Raw genomic sequence first — 17,337 nt, forward strand, 5'->3', positions numbered from 1 at the left:
CCTCCCGCACCTCAGACAACGCACGCAACTCTCGCACCTCCCGTGCCGGCCACGCCTCCCGCACATTCCGCGCGCCGGTGTCATGGGCCAGCAACTGGCGCCGCTCGGCTTCGGCCAGGCGGTGGGTCTTCAGCCGCTGGACCACATGGAACTGGCGCTTCTTGGCCATGAGGGACGCGCCACCTGCAAGGCCTTCCATGCGGCTTGCCGCCTTGCCATGCTGCGGGGCATTCCAGGGGTACAGGCCTGCCACCAGGGTCACAACGACAGCCAACACCATGACCACGAGCGCCCTCCAGGGTGCCCGGGGTCCGCGTTGGCCTTGCCTGTGATGCGCCTGAGAGTTCATGAAGACAGGGCAAATGATTGCGGCAGCTTGCATTGGTGCAGGTGCTTTAGCCTGCATCAATGAACCTGGCCGGATACCAGTCCAAAAACCAATCAGAACCTGGCGCACTTCAGTTGCGCCATTCCTTGATTCTCCAGCAGCCGGAATCTGATGAGAACCCTCGTTTTCCAACAGATGCATTGCCTGAAAACGGAGATAACGCCCAGCAGCCTCTATTGCCGCATGAAAAACAAATGATTCATTGCTATCAATAGAAAACCTGAAACCCATCCATGGCCAAAAAGCAAAGCCCGCCAACTGCCCTCTGGACACTGCCAGCCAGGCACCGCGGCGCCACAGATGAACATCGAATGGCATCACCCTTTCCCCTACCATCCGGCAGCGTGTCGTCCTACTGGATAAACCATGCCATTTAGGGAACGATGATATTCACCCTGAATACCTCTCATTCGGCACACCATTGACAACGGCCGGTCTTTGAAGTGCAGCGCCGGTATTTGCAGGGCCCAATCGATGGCTGCACGCATTCAGCCATTTTCCGCAGTTTTGTGATCAGTTGTTTTGGCCAGATGGCTTGGCATCCGATGAATAAAGCAGGGATCTTGGTTGATGATTCGAACGCTGCCGCGGACCGTTGCCGGCCCCGCTGGAGTCTGGTCGCGCCTGCCGCTCGCGTGCCTTGGATGGAGCCTGGCAGCCGCTCCCGTCTTCCTGTGCGGCGCACAGGCGCAAACACCTTCTTCGGCGGCCGTTGCCGGTACCTCCATGGCTGAGGCACGCATCGAATCCCTGGACCGCGACCAGGCCGAGCAGGCCCGGTTCAAGGCACTCTCCGAAGGGGCCGCCCCCGCCTACCAGGACCGTTTCATGGATCCGGACGAGATCGCACAGTCCGCTGCCGCCCAGCCCGAAGCCGAGCAGCCCGAGGGCTTTCGCGCCTGGGTGGTGGAAAGCCGCCTGGGCCTGGGCGAATCCCGCACCACCGGCTATGGCCGCCAGCGCGCCACAGAAATCGGCCAGCGCCTCGAATACCGCCGCGAGACACTGAACTACGGCGAGTTCACCCTGCAGGCCGAAGGCCGGCACCTGAGCGGCGACAACTTTGGCAATGGACTGGGTATGGGCGGCTTGAGTATTGGCGGCCTGGGCTATGCCCGGCAAGCCACGAGCGAGCGCTTCACGCTGCGCAACCTTGGGTTTCCGCTGACCACGCAGACCTTCGCCGACACGGCCGTGGGCGACCTCTACAGCGAGCTGACCGATGGCCTGGCGCGCAACTACCGGCTGTCGCTGGGCTCGACCACGGTGCGCGGCGCCTCGGCGCGCATCTTCCGCCCGGACCTGGACCTGCGCGCGGGCTACGGCCAGCGCGGCCTTCTCACGGGAGGGCCCTACCCCGGGTTTGAGAAAAACCAGGGCACGCTGGGCTGGCTGGGCGCCACCGTGCGGCTGGATGGCCCCTGGTTTGCCGCCTTCCAGCTGGACCAGGCCGACGATATTCCCGCCTACTACAGTCCCAGGCACTACCCCGGCGATGACACGCAATACGACCCCGGCTCCGCCCTGGGCCTGGGCAGCAAGCGCGTGACCAGCTGGGCCGCCTCGCTGGGCTACGGGCGCGGCGTGCTGCGCGATGGCGACTTCAGGCTCCGCACCACGCTGCTGGGCAGCCGTACCAGCGCGCCACTGTTTTCTCCAGCGGCAGGCACCGCCGGCACGGGGGGCCGCAGCGCCCAGGGCCTGTTCATCGAGGCCAGCGCGCGCGCTGGCGCCTACCGCCATGAATTCGGCGTGCATGCAGCCCAGCCCCAGCTGCACTTTGGCGACTACGCGCTGTCCAGCGCGGCGCGCGGCGCCTATTGGCGCGTGGACCGCCATGTCACCCGCCTGAGCTGGGGCATGGGGCTGGACTACGAACGCACGCCGCAAACCACGGCGCAGGATGCAGGCTTTCAACTGTCGGGCTACCGCCGCCTGGGAGCGAATGGCAATGCCCAATACCAGTTCGACCGGCACACGGCCGTGGGCGGCAGCTTCAGCGCCTACCAGACGCGCAACGATGCGGGCACCGCAGGCGGCGGCCAATCGCGCAGCCTTTATGGCAGCGCGTTCTACCAGACCCGCTTTTTCGACTGGCCGCGCAGCCGCTTCATGCTGACCGTTCGGCGCAACGAGCTCATCGTGCTGGGCGACTCCTCCGCGACGGGCCAGGAGGTGCAGTGGGAGCAGGACTGGGCCGGTGCACGCCAGGCAACGCTGCGGTCCGAGCTCACCACCACGCTGGGCTATGCGCGCGACCGCAGCGGCGGCATGTCGCGCAACTATCCAACGGCCGGGCTGCAATGGCGCTACTGGCTGGAAAGCGGGCTGCAGCTGGCCGGCAACCTGCGCTACACCTCGCAAAGCGGCAGCCTCTACACCAGCCGGGGCCTGTCGGGCTCGCTGTCGGCCGAGAAGGAACTGGGCCGGGGCTGGCGCATGGGCGTCATGGCGCACTTCAACCAGGCCCGGTCCTCGCTGCTGCCCACGCCCTCTTCCCTGCCCAACCTCTACCGCAGCGACGAGAAGACTGCCTATGTCTACCTGCGCTGGGAAGGCAGCGCGGGCACGGCCTATGCGGCCGCAGGCGCACCCGGTGAAGGCGTGGGCGGCGGCAGCCTGTCCGGCCGCGTGTTCTACGACGCCAACCGCGACGGCGAACAGCAGGCGGGCGAGGTGGGCGTGGCCGGCGTCGAGGTGGTGCTTGACGGCCGCTACCGCACGGTGACCGACCGCGATGGCCAGTTCGAATTCCCGGTGGTACCCACGGGCCACCACCGGCTGTCGCTCACCCAGGAAAGCGTGCCGCTGCCCTGGGGCGCCTCCGGCGACAACACCAGCAGCGTGCATGTGCCCCTGCGCGGCCAGGCCTCGGCGTCGATTGCCGTGGTCAAGGTGGGCGAGTGAGTGAATGAGTGAATGAGTGAATGAGTGAATGAGTGAATGAATGACTGATTAAGGCGCACAGGCTTCCCAGGCAACCCGTTCCATCCAAGGAGATTCCATGAAACGAACATCCATCGCCCAACGCCTGCTGGCCGCCTTGCTCGGCGGCCTCGGCCTGGCCCTGACCGCGTTGCCTGCCATGGCCGAGAGCCAGTACGGATCGGGCACCGGAACCATCACGGCCCAGGCCAAGGTCAACCTCAGCGTGACCGTGCCCAAGCTCATCTTGCTGCGCGTGGGCTCGACCAATACCACGGTGGACACGGTGACCTGGACCTCGACGCTGAGCATCCCAGGCGTGCCCACCACGCCGCTGGCCTCGGTCAACAACACCAACGTGGACTGGAACGGCGCCGCGCCCACCGTCGCCACCGCCTCGGCTGCCGCCACGCTCACGGTCTATGCCTGGACCAATGCCGGCGCCGGCACCATCAACTGCGCGGTCGGCGCCTGGAATGCCACGGGCGGCCCCGCCAACGCGGACTTCACCGTCACGACCACCGGTAACCTGCCCCACCCCGGGCCCAATCTGGGTGCCTGCGCATCCACCTCGTTCCCCTCCAACGTGGTTGCGACGGGAACCTGGGCGTATGCGCTGGGAGGTACGCCGGCCAGCTGGGCTGCCAATACCTATACCAACGTCATCACGTATACGGCCCAGGGCATCTGATGGACAAGGCATTGCCTCGCCTGCTGGCCGCAGCAGCCCTCTGCGTTGTGCAGCCGCCCGCGCAGGCCGTGTTCACCATCGTGACCGACACAGACCTGCTCAACTACAGCCTGACACTGCGCGTGGGCACGACCGGGGCAACCGTGGACACCGTGGCCTTCAGCGTGACGGGAGCCAACGCCGGCCTCACGCCCGTGGCCGTGACGGGCACGCCCAGCATCAGTGTCTCGGTGTCTCCCACACGTCCCGCGCTGGGCACCGCCGTGGCCCGGCCAGTCACCCTGGTCGTCGATTCATCCACCGCACTTTCCTGCCAGTCGGGTGGCTGCGGCAGCGCGACCATTCCGTTCAGCAAGATCAGTTGGGTGGCATCGAACAACGGCAATGCTGCGTCCGGTGACATACAGAACGGGCGCTTCACCGCCAGCGCCGGCCAGTCCATCGCCAGCTACAACGCCAACGCATCCGTCTGTTCTGGCGCGCTGTGCCCGGTCGCTGGCTGGACCGTCCAGTCACGGCAACTGACCGGCACCGTGCTGCAGTTCACCTACGACAACGACGTGGTCTACCCGGGCGGCAACTACAAGGGCACCGTGCGCTTCACGGCATCGATGGTATGAGGCGTTTGGCGTGGCCGCTCCTGTGCATGGCGCTGGCCTGGGCCACGGCCCTCGCGGCGCATGCCGAAGTGGCGCGGCTGGACGACTCGGCTTCGCCCCGGTCCCAGGTCCGCAGCGACTTCGCCCGGGCCAGGGTCGTCGGCGAGCGGCTGCTGGAGCTGCCCATGGGACGCATCGAATACCGGCTGGCCACGGCGCCCCATGTCGGCCGCACGGCGCGCATCTTCTATGTGATTCCCGCCCTGGTCACGGGCCTGCGCTCGCCTGCGGGCATGCAGGTGCAGTGGCGCGGCAATGGCGTCTTTGCGGGCGGCACGGGCCGGCCCGGCGACCGGGTCCAGGTCTGGAACGGCGTGGTCCGCACGCCCTGGATGGCCGAGGTTTTCGACCTCACGCTGCACATCGACCCTGCCGAGCTGCGCCTGACCCGGGGCTCGGCACTGAGCTTCGAGTCCTACTTCGAGATCGAGACCCTGCCATGAAAGCTCCTCCCATCGCCGTTTCACTGGCCCTGCTGATCGCCTGCAGCGGCGCCGCCGCCGCACCGTTCGAGCTGGCCGTGGCGCCCTCGCGTTTCGAGCTGTCGGCCAAGCCGGGTGCGCGCACGGGCCAATCGCTGGACATCCACAACCTGGCCTCGGCACCCACCGAGGTGGCCATGCGCACCATCGACTGGACCTATTCCGACACGGGCGACATCACCTACCACGACGAACTGCTGCCCGGCAGTTGCCGGCCCTGGGTGCTGCTGGAGCGGCGCAGCGTCACGATTGCAGGCCGCAGCAAGAAGGCCTTCCGCTTTCAGGTGGAGCCGCCTGCCGATGCGCCGCGCGGCGAATGCCGCTTCATGATCGCCATCGAAGGCGTGGAGCCCGCGCAGCAGACCGTCATACGCAGCGGCGGCGCCAGCCTGAGCCTGCCTGTCACGGGCCGCATCGCGGTGGCCGTCTACGTGACGCTGGGAGGCGCTGCGCCCCAGCTGGACATTCGCCAGTTTTCCATGGCCGAAGACGGCAAGACGCGCCGCGCCCTGGTCACCGTCAGCAACACCGGCGATGCCCATGGCCGGCTGGAAGGCAGCCTGGACGCCGTGGACAACAAGGGCCGCCGCTTCGAACTGGTGCCGGAAGGCACGCCCATACTGCCCGGCCAGACACGCACGCTGGCCCTCATGCCCAAGGGTGAAGACGGCCAGCCCGCCCCGCCGCCCGCGTATCCGGTCAAGGCCAAGGGCAGCCTGGACTGGGAAAAAGGCAGCTTCAAGATCGATGTGGAACTGAAGTGATGGCAACCAGGCCGATCGCGTGGCTGGCCCTGTCCATGGCGCTGGGCGGCCTGGGCCACACCGTGTATGCGGCGTCCAGCACCACAGGCCCCAGCCTGCTGGTGCCGCTGAGCACCTCGGTGAACCTGGACTTCACCATCGCCATCGACAAGTTCATCTTCTTTCGCATAGGCGACGGCACCTGGCCCACGCCCGGCGGCACGACCAGCAGCGTGGCCTTTGTGCTCGCCCCGTCCATCCCTGGCGTGCCCACCACGCCCGTGGCGGGCAGCAACACCTCGGTGAACTGGAGCGGCGCGGCCCCCAGCTTCAGCATCACGCCCAGCGGCAATATGCTGCCGGTGGAGGTGCGCAGCAACGCAGGCCAGGTCACGCTGCGCGCCACCGCCACCACGGCGCTGGCCAGCGGGGCCAATACCATTCCGCTGTCGGAGATCACCATCGCCACCAGCGACAGCAACCTGCCCGCACCGCTGATACCCAATACGGGAACGGGCGCAGCGGTCAACGTCGTGGCCACCGCCTTTGCGGGGCTGGTCACCCAGCGCACGGCGAACTGGACCCTGTCCTATGCCAACCTGGCCTCCCGCAGGGCAGGCACCTACACGGGGCAGGTCACCTTCACGGCCAGCTCGCCCTGAGCGCCCTGAGCGCTCTGGGCGCTTCGGGCGCGCTCAAAGGCCCAGGTACAGCGCAACCAGCGACACAGCAGCCGGCACGGCCTGCACCCAGAGGATCTTGCGGCTGGCCGTGGCGGCGCCATACACGCCGGCCACCAGCACGCAGATCAGGAAGAAGTATTTGAAGCCCAGGCCATCGGCCCCCTGCGCCAGCCCCCAGATCAGCCCGGCGGCGAGAAAGCCGTTGTACAGGCCCTGGTTGGCGGCCAGTGTCCTGGTCTGCTGGGCAAATTCGGGCGTCAGGCCAAACGCGCGGCGTCCGGCCGGCTTGTCCCAGAGAAACATCTCCAGCACGAGGATGTAGACATGGATTGCGGCGACGATGCCGATGAGTACGTTGGCCATCTGGGGTGGGAAGAAAGTGGACAGGCCTCTGTATACGGGATGCACCTACACCCGTCCATTGCCGCTGCGCTACACAGGGCCTGCCACCACCCCTTCCCTGTCACCCGGAAGACTTGTTGCCGGGGTGCGACGGTTTTTCCGCGCCCTGCGCAGGTGCCACGGCGCCAGCGGCCGCGCCGCCCAGCGCACCGGCCACACTGCCTACCGTGCCGCCGACCACCACGCCCACCGGGCCGGCAATCGCAGCACCCGCCGCAGCGCCTGCAGCGGCTCCGGCCAGCACGCCGCCGCCGATGAATACCGAGCGCGACTCGCGCTCTGCATCCTCGGGCGACAGTTCGAACTGCGCGGACGCATCGGGGTCCTGCGAAGGAACACCGTGGCCGGGGCGTGCCTGCTCGGCAAGGTCTTCATCCTCGGGGGCATCCGTGGACACCGGCTGGATGGATGGCTTGTTGCTTGCATTCATGGGGCTCTCCTTCAAGGCATGCCACACGCATGCGGGACTGCCTGCGCTTCATTGCCCTGTCGTTTTTGTTGTACGCCTCGCCCTGCCGCGCCGCAGCCGGCCCAGGCTGCTGCCCCGCGTCAGCCAAGGCCCGCAGCCCCGCCGACCTTGACTACAGGGGCTCGTAGGAACTGGCCTCCGCCGCCCAAGGCACCTCCTACGCCCGTCGCGGCGGCCCGACTACCCGGTGCCCGCAGATGCCGTCCTAAGCTAGAACCCAGAAGCACACAGGCTTCGACTTCGCCAGGCGATGCACAGGTTTTCTTGACAGGCCGGCTACCGCGCCCCATTCAAAGCCGCATCGCTCAGCCGCCAGACGCACCGCGCTGGCGGGTCAGCACAAACCCACTCACTGGAGAACGTCATGGTCACACCCAACACCGCATCGAGCGTCATTTCTTCCGAAACCGTCAGCGGCACCAATGTCTACAACCCGGCAGGCGACAAGCTGGGGACCATAGACACGCTGATGATCGACAAGCTGTCCGGCAAGGTGCGCTATGCCGTCATGGAGTTCGGCGGCTTCCTGGGCATCGGCACGGACCGCTATCCGCTGCCCTGGGAATCCCTCAAGTACGAGCCCAACATGAATGGCTACGTGGTGTCGCTGACGCGCGAGCAACTGGACAACGCTCCACGCTACGAGCGCGATACGGCTCCGGCATACACCGATGAATATGGCCGCCGCGTGAACGATTACTACGGCGTGCCCTACCTGTAAATCCCGACCCTTGCGGTCTTTGACACAGCCCCGTTCGCGGGGCGTTTTCTTTGGTGCGGATAGCTGCCAGCGAATGGCCAAGGAAGAACGCCCTGCGCAACTTCACTCCCTCATTCCTGGAGAACTGCCATGAATACCACCCCACCTGCCATCGACTACAAAGCCTGCATGGACGCCTGCCAAGCTTGCGTCATTGCCTGCAATACCTGCGCCGCCGCCTGCCTGAAGGAGTCAGACGTCCAGATGATGGCCGCCTGCATTGCCCAGGACCTGGAATGCGCGCAGATCTGCGAACTGGCCGTGGCCGCAATGGCGCGCCAGAGCCCGCATGCGCCGGACATCTGCCGCCTGTGCGCCCAGATCTGCCAGGCCTGCGCCGACGAATGCAGCAAGCATTCCCACGACCATTGCCAGACCTGCGCGGCAGCCTGCCAGCAATGCGCCATGTCGTGCAATCTCATGGGCATGCAGTCTCACTGACACGGCTGGCATGGGCCATGACAGCCGCCCTGGCAGAAATCCTGCAAACACGCAGGAAAAAACGCCACCGGCGCTGTCGCCAAACGCCGCGCCTTCGCGGAACCGGGCCTGCCTACACTTTGATGCATATCCAGGCACACAGGAGGCAGACATGGCACTTGAAATCAGCGCAGAGGAACGGTTCTTCACCCTGCTGAACCAGTTGAAGCACATGCCTCCCTGCTCATCCCGCCAGGAGGCACACGACATGCTGTTGCTGCTCTGGATGCGCATCTGCGAAGGCGCTGGCGCTCGCCGTGAATTGCTCAACCGCATGCGACAACGCACGCTGTGCGCGGAACATGGCTGGAAAAACCTCGACAAAAGCCCTTGCCATCTGGATTCGGACACCCTGCCAGGCATCCGCATCTATCTGCACTCCAACGGCACTATCGTCATTCAAAGACAGGGGGGAGCGCAGGATTCCGAAATCCTGCACTTCAGCGCCAGGCGCGAATTTGCCGAGGCCTAGGCCCGGACCGCGCACAGCGCATGGGGGCAGTCGGAGCAGAGGCTAGGTGCAAACACCAACGATGTCCCACATGCGACATGGGCCCTGTCTCCATAGAATGCGTCATTGTGTAGCACACTATCCATGAGGAATACATGACAGCAGATTACAAAACCCTCCTCCAGCAGAAGGCCGAGCTTGAGGCAAAGATCGCCGCCACCCTGAAGGCGGAAAAAGGCGGAGTCATCGCCAAGGTCCGCGAACTCGTCGAGCAGTTCGGTCTGACCCAGGATGACATCTTCAGCACCGGCAAGGCCAAGTCCGCCAGCATTGGCGTGGCCAAATACCGCGACCCCGCCAGCGGAGCCACCTGGACCGGCCGGGGCAAACCGCCGCGCTGGATTGAAGGCAAGGACCGCAAGGCCCTCGAGATCTGAGCACGGCCCGCCAACGCGGGCCTTTTTTATGGCCGCAACTGCCTGCTGCGCGAGAACGTGAGCATCCAACTACTGCGCAAGGTATTCGCATCCACCGGCGAAATCGGCTTTGCCTGCCACGTCTGCGCTGATGTGGTGATCCCCTACCCGCAGACCTTCGCAGTGGTAAAGGGCCTGCGCGCGTAACTACCGCAGGCCCAGACGCAACAAAGCCCCGCATGGTTCGCCCAGCGGGGCTTTTTGCTAGCCCATCTTTACGAGCTGGCTAGAGATTTGGCGAATCAGACTTGTTATGTATTCGGCATCCTTGAACGCCGCAGTTGACGCGCTTGTTGATGTCTTTGTGCCGCTTAGCGTTATGGCATTGCTACTCAGGGCTGTTTGTACCAAATCGGTGGCTTTTTTTACAGCCTCTGCACTTGAATAAGCTGGCAAAATGATCTCCTTACAATCAGTTTCAAAGCAAACACTGTAGCAGCCGAAGGATGTTCGTGTAAATCTAGTAGGTCTGCCGTGCCATAAGCACTTGCGCCCGATTCGACTTAGGATCGAAAGAGCCCTGCCAAAGGAGGGGCTATGCGAAGTCCCCAGGGCTGCGGCCTCTAGACCGCCCTGTTCCTCACGCGCAGAAAATTTCCCCCGTTTGAATTTGTTAATCAAACGGAAACGCCCCGAAACCCAGCATCCATGCGGGTTTTCGGGGCGTTTTGATTCTTTGATTCTTTGTTAAAGCTTTAACATCCAGCCATCGCGTCTGGCGAGGGCCCAGCGCTCTTCCACATATGGCGTTGCACCGGGATCAGGCCCCGGTACCTGTCTTGAGAGGGGGCTTACCTGCTGCTTCGAGCTTCTTGTTAAGGGCATCCCTACGCGCAGCGGCCTTGGCCGGTTGCACGTAATAGTGATCGAACAGACCCTCTAACACCTCAAGATTCCATTCCGCCTCATGCGGATCCACAGGCAGCACAGCATTGGTCTGCTTGTCCTTCATCGGATGAGCTGCGAAATTCCCGATGTTCCTCACTGCATCAAGATTTTCAGCAAGCGCTGCGGGCAAGGTATTGGACTCGAGGGCAGCCTTAATTGCTGGCGCAAGGTCGTTCTGCGTGTACCCGTTTTCTCTTAATGTGGCTTGCAAACACCGCCTAGACAAGGCAGCAGAAGCCTTAGGACTCATCGTCAGAACAAGAGCCGCTTCATTAAAGTCTTCTGCGATCTCTGCCGGAACTTCCTTCGGTGCGGGAGGCCTTGACGAATGCCGTGGATAAACCGTCCAAAGTTCAACCGCATCATCTGCGCCGCGCTTCGATAGGTTCAACAGCGCCTTTTTACACGCTGGACAAGTCATGTAGTGAAGGCACCATCTTGTGACCGTCTCGTCTTCGATGCCAACCTCACCGTTGCCGTTAACCAACATCGGGGAGAACATGGGGTGGATCTCAACTTGGCAGTGCATGCACTTCATCGAGCAGCTCCATCATTGATGGGTAGATTGATGGGCACAACAAAAAAGCGCCTCGAAAGGCGCTTGTTTGCTGACACATTGGCGGAGAGGGAGGGATTCGAACCCTCGGTACGTTCGCACGTACGCCTGATTTCGAGTCAGGTACAATCGACCACTCTGCCACCTCTCCGCAGCGTCGAAGCTGAAATTATAGCCTAAAAATTCAGGCCTTCAGCAAAGTCTGTCCACCCATGTACGGGCGCAGCGCCTCGGGGATGGTCACCGAGCCGTCGGCGTTCTGGTAGTTCTCCAGCACAGCCACCAGCGTGCGGCCCACGGCCAGGCCGGAACCGTTGAGCGTGTGCACCAGCTCGTTCTTGCCCTGGGCATTCTTGAAGCGTGCCTGCAGGCGGCGCGCCTGGAAGGCCTCGCAGTTGGAGACCGAGCTGATCTCGCGGTAGGTGTTCTGCGCAGGCAGCCAGACTTCCAGGTCATAGGTCTTGGCCGCGCCAAAGCCCATGTCGCCCGTGCACAGGCTCATCACGCGGTAAGGCAGGCCCAGCTTCTGCAGCACGGCCTCGGCGTGGCCGGTCATTTCTTCCAGCGCCTCGTAGCTCTTTTCCGGATGCACGATCTGCACCATCTCGACCTTGTCGAACTGGTGCTGGCGGATCATGCCGCGCGTGTCGCGGCCATAGCTGCCGGCCTCGGAACGGAAGCAGGGGCTGTGGGCCGTGAGCTTGATGGGCAGCTGGTCCTCGGCCACGACCACGTCGCGCACGAAGTTGGTCAGCGGCACTTCGGCCGTGGGAATCAGGTAGAGCGCCACATTGTCGGGCACGGGTTCGCCATCCTGGCCGCCCTTCTTGGCGGCGAACAGGTCGCCCTCGAACTTGGGCAACTGGCCCGTTCCCTTGAGCGAGTCGGCATTGACGGCGTAGGGCACATAGCACTCGGTGTAGCCATGCGAGTCGGTCTGCAGGTCGATCATGAACTGCGCCAGGGCGCGGTGCAGGCGGGCGATGGGGCCCTTCATCACGGTGAAGCGCGAGCCCGACAGCTTGACGCCCATGTCGAAGTCCAGCCCCAGCGGCTGGCCCACGTCCACATGGTCCTTGACCTCGAAATCAAAGGTCTTGGGCGTGCCCCAGCGACGCGCCTCCACATTGCCGCTTTCGTCCGCACCGACGGGCACGCTGTCGTGCGGCAGGTTGGGCACGGCCAGCAGCATGGTCTGCAGTTCGCCCTGGATCTGCTCCAGGCGCGTGGCCGACTGGTCCAGCTCGGTCTTGAGGCTGCCGACTTCGGCCTTGGCGGCCTCGGCAGCGTCCTTCTCGCCCTTGCCCATCAGCATGCCGATCTGCTTGGACAGCTGGTTGCGCTTGGACTGCAGCTCCTCGGTCCGTGTCTGCAGGGACTTGCGCTCTGCTTCCAGGGACTGGAAGGCCTCCACGTTCAGGAAGGCCTGGGGCTTTTTGCGGGTCTCCAGCCGTGCGACGGCCGAGTCAAGGTCTTTGCGAAGAAGAAGGATATCGAGCATAGCCGGCAATTTTAGGCGGTATCGCCATGGCAGCGCCCGCCCCTGGGCGTTGGGGGTCTTGCCGCTACAGAAATCCCGCGCCAGCGCCGATACTTCCAATATGCCGCCCACAGCGGTTTGCGCACCCGGGAGCACCCATGTTTTTTGTCTTCGGTCCCAACGGACAGATGTTTCGCGGTCCCGCCGAGCGGCTGGGCCAGGTGGCGCCCGTGCGCCGCGTACAACGCCCGCAGGCCCTGCGCACACGCTCGGCCGATGTGATGGCGGGCGACGCCACCGCCTCGTTCCCCGCCATCCTGGCCGACCTCGCGGGCCAGCCTGCCGGCGCGCCGGAGCCCGCGCCGCGGCTGCGCGGAGCGGTCGATGCCTACCTTTCCACGGAAAAAGGCCCCAGCCAGCCACGCCAGCCCCTGCAGACCGTGGCCGACGTGATGAGCCACGAGGCCGTGACGGTATCGCCCGAGGCCGGTGTCAACGACGCCTGGCGCGTGTTGGCCGAGCACGGCGTGGCCCAGGCGCCCGTGCTGGATGCCGGTGGCCGCGTGGTCGGGCTGCTGCTGCGTGCCGACATGGCGCCGCTGGACCTGCTGCCCGAGCCCGGTGCGATCAAGGACGCCATTGCCCTGGCGCGCCGGCCCGTGAACGAGGTCATGATCTCCCCCATTCCCACGGTGGCCACCACCACCGACCTGCGCCGCGTGGCCGGCGTGCTGCTGGAGACCGGCCTGCCGGGCCTGCCCGTGACCGATGAGCAGGGCCTGCTGGCCGGCTTCATCAGCCGCACCGACATCCTGCGCGCCGTGGCCTCCGATCCGCCGCTGGATCTGTGGAGCTGAGGCTTTCGGCCCCACCATGCAAAACGGGCGCCAGGCGCCCGTTTGCTTTTTGGCCAATGCCCGCTGCGCCTGCGGTTCAGCCGCCCGTCTCGGGCTGCTTGCCCACGGAGATCTCCAGCCCCGTGGCCGCGTCGATCTTCAGGCCCTTGGGCAGCGGGAACTTCACGGTCTCCTCGATGCCATCCATCTTGCGCACCGACAGCGCGCCCAGCTGGCGCAGGCGCTGGATGACCTCTTCCACCAGCACCTCGGGGGCGGAGGCCCCGGCCGTCAGGCCCACGCGCCCGGCATTGGCAAACCATTCCTCGCACAGCTCGCCCGCGTTGTCCACCATGTAGGCGGGCGTTCCCAGGCGTGCGGCCAGCTCGCGCAGGCGGTTGCTGTTGGAACTGGTGGGGCTGCCCACGACGATGAGCACATCCACCTGCGGCGCCAGCACCTTGACGGCGTCCTGGCGGTTTTGCGTGGCATAGCAGATGTCCTGCTGCTTGGGCTCGCGCACCTGCGGAAAACGGGCGCGGATGGCCGCCGTGATGCCTGCGGCATCGTCCACCGACAGCGTGGTCTGCGTGACCACGGCCAGCTTCTCGGTCTGGCGGGGGGTGACACGGGCCACATCGGCCTCGTCCTCGACCAGGTGGATGCCCTCGGACAGCTGGCCCATGGTGCCCTCGACCTCGGGATGCCCCTTGTGGCCGATCATCAGGAACTCGTAGCCTTCCTTGGCGAGCTTGGCCACTTCCACATGCACCTTGGTCACCAGCGGGCAGGTGGCGTCGAAGATGGAGAAACCGCGCCGCCGCGCCTCTTCCTGCACCGCCCGGCTCACGCCGTGGGCGCTGAACACCAGGGTGGAGCCGGGCGGCACGTCGTCCAGCTCCTCGATGAAGATCGCTCCCTTGGCCTTGAGATCATTGACCACGAAGGTGTTGTGCACGATCTCGTGGCGCACGTAGATGGGCGCGCCGAACTTGGCCAGCGCACGCTCCACGATCTCGATGGCACGGTCCACGCCGGCACAGAAGCCCCGGGGCTCGGCCAGCAGGATTTCCTGGGGCGAGGTCGAATCCAGCACCTCAGAGCACCCCGATGATCTGCACTTCGAACGTCACCGGCTGGCCCGCCAGCGGGTGGTTGAAGTCGAACAGCACGGCGCCGTCCTCGCGCACCTGCACCACGGCGCCCGCGTAGCTGCCCAGGCCGTCGGGCGTGGGGAACTGCACCACGTCGCCGGGCGCGTACTGCTCGTGCGGGTCGCCCAGCTCGTTCATCAGCTTGCGCGCCACCCACTGCATCATGTCGCCGTTGCGCTCGCCAAAGGCTTCGCCGGCCGGCATCTCGAACGTGGTGCGCGTGCCTTCGGCCAGGCCCAGCAGGCGCTGCTCGACGGCGGGCGACAGCTCGCCCGCGCCCAGGGACAGCGTGGCGGGCTTGTCGTTGAAGGTGTTGATCACATCGCCTGCAGGCCCGGACAGGCGGTAGTGCAGCGTGAGGAACGAGCCGGTCTGGACCGTGGGGAGGGCCGAGGAAGAAGCGCTAGAGGTCATGGAAGTCCCGATAAACTGGCCCGTATTGTAGAAAAACATCCATGCCCCCACGCCCCGTGCAACGGTGTCCCTGCGGCGCCCCCCACCTGGCTGAACCATGGCTCTCAAAGACCTGCCCGCCCAGGCCCAGCCGCGCGAAAAGCTCGCGGCGCGCGGCCCCTCGGCGCTTTCCGATATCGAACTGCTGGCCATCGTGCTGCGCACCGGCATGGCCGGCAAGGGCGTGCTGCAGCTGGCCCAGGAACTGCTGCAGTTGCCCGGCCGGGCCGGCCTGTCCGGGCTGCTGCAGGCCGGGCACGCCGACCTGAAGGCCATCAAGGGGCTGGGGCCTTCCAAGTGCGCGCAACTCCTGGCCGTGCTCGAACTGGCGCGCCGCGCCATGGCCGAGCAACTGCGCGAGCGCCCGGCCCTGGCCTCGCCCGAGGCCGTGGCGCGCTACCTGCAGCTGCACCTGGCGGCGCGCCAGCATGAGGTGTTCGCCGTGCTCTTCCTGGACAGCCAGCACCGGCTGATCGCGCTGGAGGAGATGTTCCGCGGCACGCTCACGCGCACCAGCGTCTACCCCCGGGAAGTGGTGCTGCGCGCCCTGCACCACCATGCGGGCGCCGTCATCCTGGCCCACAACCATCCCAGCGGACAGGTCCAGGCCAGCGCCGCCGACAAGGCCGTCACGCAGGGACTTCAGGCCGCCCTGGGCCTGGTGGACATCCAGGTGCTGGACCATGTGATCGTGGCGCCCGGTGCCTCGCTGTCCATGGCCAGCGAGGGGCTGATGTAGGCAGACTCTGTAAAATGAGAAAAATTCTCATTTGCAAAACCGCTGCACCATGCCCTCCCCGTCCACCGCCGACCCGGTGCACACGCTCTACGTCGCCCACCATGACTGGCTGCACGGCTGGCTGCGGCGCAAGCTGGGCAATTCCCACCAGGCAGAGGACCTGGCGCACGACACCTTCGAGCGCGTGGTGGCGTCCCGGCAGGCCCATGCCATCCAGGAGCCGCGTGCCTACCTGACCACGCTGGCCCAGCGGGTGCTCTACAACTTCTGGCGCAGGCGCGAACTGGAGCAGGCCTGGCTCGATGCGCTGGCCACGCTGCCCGAGGAAGTGGCGCCCTCCCCCGAGGACTACGCCCTGGTGCGCGAAGCCATCGAGGCCCTGGACCAATGGCTGGACGGCCTGCCCCCGAAGGTCCGGCAGGCCTTCTTGCTGCGCCGGCTCGACGGCCTCAAGCACGCCGAGATCGCCGAGGCCATGGGCGTGTCCATTGCCACGGTGGAGCGCTACATGAAGCAGGCCCTGGTGCACCTGTACCTCTCGCCGCAGGCCTTCCCCGGCTGATCGCCTGCATGGATGCCGCCACCGATCAGGCCATCGACTGGCTGGTGCGCCTGGACTCGGGCCACGCCAGCGATGACGACCGTCGCGCCTTCGCCCACTGGCTGCGCCAGTCGCCCGGCCATGCCCAGGCCTGGGCCATGGTGCAGCAACGCCTGTCCGCCGGGGTGGAGCCCGCCCTCGTGCAGTTGCGCCGGCAGGGCGGGGGCACGGCGGCCCTGGGCCTGCAGGCGCTGGTGGCGCCCATCCCGAAGGCCGCGCGCAGGCGCGGCCTGTTGCGCGGTGGGTTGGCCGCCCTGCTGGCCAGCACCGCCACGGCCTGGCTGGTGCACCGGCAAACACCGCTGACCACGCTGGCCGCCGACCTGCGCACGGGCACCGGCCAGCGCAGCCACCACCGGCTGCCGGACGGCAGCGAGATCGAACTGGACGCGCGCTCGGCCGCCGACATTGCCTACAGCGACACCCGCCGCCTGGTGCGCCTGCGCGAAGGCGCGCTGCTGGCGCAGGTGGCGGCCAGCGCGCCGGGCCAGCCCCTGCGCCCGTTTGTCGTGCAAAGCGCCCAGGGCACGGCCCAGGCGCTGGGCACGCGCTTCATGGTGCGCCAGGCAGAAGGCAGCACCCTGGTGCATGTGCTGGAGCACAGCGTGCTGCTCACCAGCCTGAACGGCCGGCAGCACCGGCTGCAGGAGGGCCGCAGCGCCTGGATCGACGCCGACGGCATCCGCACGCAGGACACCGCCCACCTGGCGCCGGCCGCCTGGGCCGACGGCGTCATCGACGTGCGCGACCAGCCGCTGGGCGAGGTGATCGACGCGCTGCGGCCCTACCAGGCCGGCATCATCCGCATCAGTCCCGAGGCCGCGCGCCTGCGGATCTTCGGCGTGTTCCAGCTGGCCCGGCCCGACCAGGTGCTGCAGGACCTGGTGGACACCCATCCCGTCAGCGTGCGCCGCTGGGGGGACTGGCTGACGGTGATCGACGTGCGAGACCGGTCCGCTTGAATCTTTTTTGCGCCGCGTGAGGGGTTTTGCCGCCCTTGTCGCACATACGGAATGAAAGC

Annotated in this window: 21 protein-coding genes and 1 tRNA gene; 15 read left to right on the forward strand and 7 right to left on the reverse strand. The window is 65.9% G+C overall.

Features of this window, described 5'->3' with window-relative positions:
* Nucleotides 1-408 precede the first annotated feature (408 nt).
* From IB269_RS09800 to IB269_RS09830, 7 genes are all read left to right on the forward strand, one after another.
* Nucleotides 409-603 carry a hypothetical protein gene (locus tag IB269_RS09800; RefSeq protein ID WP_192367064.1) on the forward strand — a complete coding sequence of 65 codons (195 nt, stop codon included), beginning with the start codon at nt 409-411 and terminating at the stop codon, nt 601-603.
* A 511-nt stretch (nt 604-1,114) separates the two neighbouring features.
* Nucleotides 1,115-3,295 carry an SdrD B-like domain-containing protein gene (locus tag IB269_RS09805; protein ID WP_225614076.1) on the forward strand — a complete coding sequence of 727 codons (2,181 nt, stop codon included), beginning with the start codon at nt 1,115-1,117 and terminating at the stop codon, nt 3,293-3,295.
* Between the two features lie 97 nt (nt 3,296-3,392).
* Nucleotides 3,393-4,004 carry a hypothetical protein gene (locus IB269_RS09810; RefSeq protein ID WP_192367066.1) on the forward strand — a complete coding sequence of 204 codons (612 nt, stop codon included), beginning with the start codon at nt 3,393-3,395 and terminating at the stop codon, nt 4,002-4,004.
* Nucleotides 4,004-4,624, forward strand: a complete 621-nt coding sequence (locus IB269_RS09815) for a hypothetical protein (RefSeq protein WP_013803844.1) — start codon at nt 4,004-4,006, stop codon at nt 4,622-4,624. Before IB269_RS09810 ends, IB269_RS09815 begins: the two co-directional genes overlap by 1 nt.
* The gene (locus tag IB269_RS09820; RefSeq protein WP_043781098.1) at nt 4,621-5,106 is read left to right on the forward strand and encodes a hypothetical protein; all 486 of its coding nucleotides are present in this window, start codon (nt 4,621-4,623) and stop codon (nt 5,104-5,106) included. The genes IB269_RS09815 and IB269_RS09820 overlap by 4 nt, the downstream gene beginning before the upstream one ends.
* The gene (locus tag IB269_RS09825; RefSeq protein WP_192367067.1) at nt 5,103-5,909 is read left to right on the forward strand and encodes a hypothetical protein; all 807 of its coding nucleotides are present in this window, start codon (nt 5,103-5,105) and stop codon (nt 5,907-5,909) included. Before IB269_RS09820 ends, IB269_RS09825 begins: the two co-directional genes overlap by 4 nt.
* Nucleotides 5,909-6,550, forward strand: a complete 642-nt coding sequence (locus tag IB269_RS09830; RefSeq protein WP_192367068.1) for a hypothetical protein — start codon at nt 5,909-5,911, stop codon at nt 6,548-6,550. Before IB269_RS09825 ends, IB269_RS09830 begins: the two co-directional genes overlap by 1 nt.
* Nucleotides 6,551-6,583: 33 nt before the next feature.
* On the opposite strand, the gene IB269_RS09835 is transcribed toward IB269_RS09830, so the two are convergent.
* Nucleotides 6,584-6,934 (reverse strand): DUF1304 domain-containing protein, encoded by a 351-nt coding sequence (locus tag IB269_RS09835; RefSeq protein ID WP_071954550.1) that lies wholly within the window; start codon nt 6,932-6,934, stop codon nt 6,584-6,586.
* A gap of 100 nt (nt 6,935-7,034) precedes the next feature.
* On the reverse strand, nt 7,035-7,403 hold the full coding sequence (locus tag IB269_RS09840) for a bacteriocin (RefSeq protein ID WP_192367069.1): 369 nt from the start codon (nt 7,401-7,403) through the stop codon (nt 7,035-7,037).
* A 403-nt stretch (nt 7,404-7,806) separates the two neighbouring features.
* Here IB269_RS09840 and IB269_RS09845 point away from each other — a divergent pair, with 403 nt between their 5' ends.
* The 4 genes from IB269_RS09845 (at nt 7,807) to IB269_RS09860 (ending at nt 9,570) form a co-directional block, all read left to right on the forward strand.
* Entirely contained in the window at nt 7,807-8,163 is a 357-nt protein-coding gene (locus IB269_RS09845) for a PRC-barrel domain-containing protein (RefSeq protein ID WP_013803850.1), read from the forward strand.
* A 129-nt stretch (nt 8,164-8,292) separates the two neighbouring features.
* Nucleotides 8,293-8,643 (forward strand): four-helix bundle copper-binding protein, encoded by a 351-nt coding sequence (locus tag IB269_RS09850; RefSeq protein ID WP_013803851.1) that lies wholly within the window; start codon nt 8,293-8,295, stop codon nt 8,641-8,643.
* A 151-nt stretch (nt 8,644-8,794) separates the two neighbouring features.
* Complete coding sequence (locus IB269_RS09855) at nt 8,795-9,154, forward strand: hypothetical protein (RefSeq protein WP_012203894.1); 360 nt, start codon at nt 8,795-8,797, stop codon at nt 9,152-9,154.
* Between the two features lie 134 nt (nt 9,155-9,288).
* Nucleotides 9,289-9,570, forward strand: a complete 282-nt coding sequence (locus tag IB269_RS09860; RefSeq protein ID WP_012203893.1) for an H-NS family nucleoid-associated regulatory protein — start codon at nt 9,289-9,291, stop codon at nt 9,568-9,570.
* A gap of 799 nt (nt 9,571-10,369) precedes the next feature.
* Here IB269_RS09860 and IB269_RS09865 read toward each other — a convergent pair.
* The 3 genes from IB269_RS09865 to serS all read right to left on the reverse strand — a co-directional run bounded on the left by IB269_RS09865 (nt 10,370) and on the right by serS (nt 12,554).
* Nucleotides 10,370-10,999, reverse strand: a complete 630-nt coding sequence (locus tag IB269_RS09865) for a DUF4145 domain-containing protein (RefSeq protein WP_225614077.1) — start codon at nt 10,997-10,999, stop codon at nt 10,370-10,372.
* Between the two features lie 115 nt (nt 11,000-11,114).
* A tRNA-Ser gene (locus IB269_RS09870) sits at nt 11,115-11,204 on the reverse strand.
* A gap of 33 nt (nt 11,205-11,237) precedes the next feature.
* Nucleotides 11,238-12,554: a serine--tRNA ligase gene (serS, locus tag IB269_RS09875; protein ID WP_192367070.1), complete on the reverse strand. Its 1,317-nt coding sequence runs from the start codon at nt 12,552-12,554 to the stop codon at nt 11,238-11,240.
* Nucleotides 12,555-12,691: 137 nt separating this feature from the next.
* Between serS and IB269_RS09880 the strand changes: the two genes are divergently transcribed.
* On the forward strand, nt 12,692-13,390 hold the full coding sequence (locus tag IB269_RS09880; protein ID WP_096915443.1) for a CBS domain-containing protein: 699 nt from the start codon (nt 12,692-12,694) through the stop codon (nt 13,388-13,390).
* 76 nt (nt 13,391-13,466) lie between these two features.
* Here IB269_RS09880 and ispH read toward each other — a convergent pair whose 3' ends face one another.
* Entirely contained in the window at nt 13,467-14,465 is a 999-nt protein-coding gene (gene ispH / locus IB269_RS09885; RefSeq protein ID WP_096915442.1) for a 4-hydroxy-3-methylbut-2-enyl diphosphate reductase, read from the reverse strand.
* A gap of 1 nt (nt 14,466) precedes the next feature.
* The gene (locus IB269_RS09890; RefSeq protein ID WP_012203830.1) at nt 14,467-14,937 is read right to left on the reverse strand and encodes an FKBP-type peptidyl-prolyl cis-trans isomerase; all 471 of its coding nucleotides are present in this window, start codon (nt 14,935-14,937) and stop codon (nt 14,467-14,469) included.
* A gap of 97 nt (nt 14,938-15,034) precedes the next feature.
* Between IB269_RS09890 and radC the strand changes: the two genes are divergently transcribed.
* From radC to IB269_RS09905, 3 genes are read left to right on the forward strand one after another with little or no spacing between them, the layout of a single operon-like run.
* The gene (gene radC, locus IB269_RS09895; protein ID WP_192367071.1) at nt 15,035-15,715 is read left to right on the forward strand and encodes a RadC family protein; all 681 of its coding nucleotides are present in this window, start codon (nt 15,035-15,037) and stop codon (nt 15,713-15,715) included.
* A 49-nt stretch (nt 15,716-15,764) separates the two neighbouring features.
* On the forward strand, nt 15,765-16,277 hold the full coding sequence (locus IB269_RS09900; RefSeq protein ID WP_043824830.1) for a sigma-70 family RNA polymerase sigma factor: 513 nt from the start codon (nt 15,765-15,767) through the stop codon (nt 16,275-16,277).
* Between the two features lie 8 nt (nt 16,278-16,285).
* A complete protein-coding gene (locus tag IB269_RS09905) occupies nt 16,286-17,278 on the forward strand; it encodes a FecR family protein (protein WP_043824818.1) in 993 nt (330 codons plus the stop codon).
* The last annotated feature ends 59 nt before the right edge of the window (nt 17,279-17,337 follow it).

Source organism: Delftia sp. DLF01 (assembly GCF_014852125.1).
In the GTDB taxonomy this organism is placed as follows: Bacteria; Pseudomonadota; Gammaproteobacteria; order Burkholderiales; family Burkholderiaceae_C; genus Comamonas; species Comamonas acidovorans.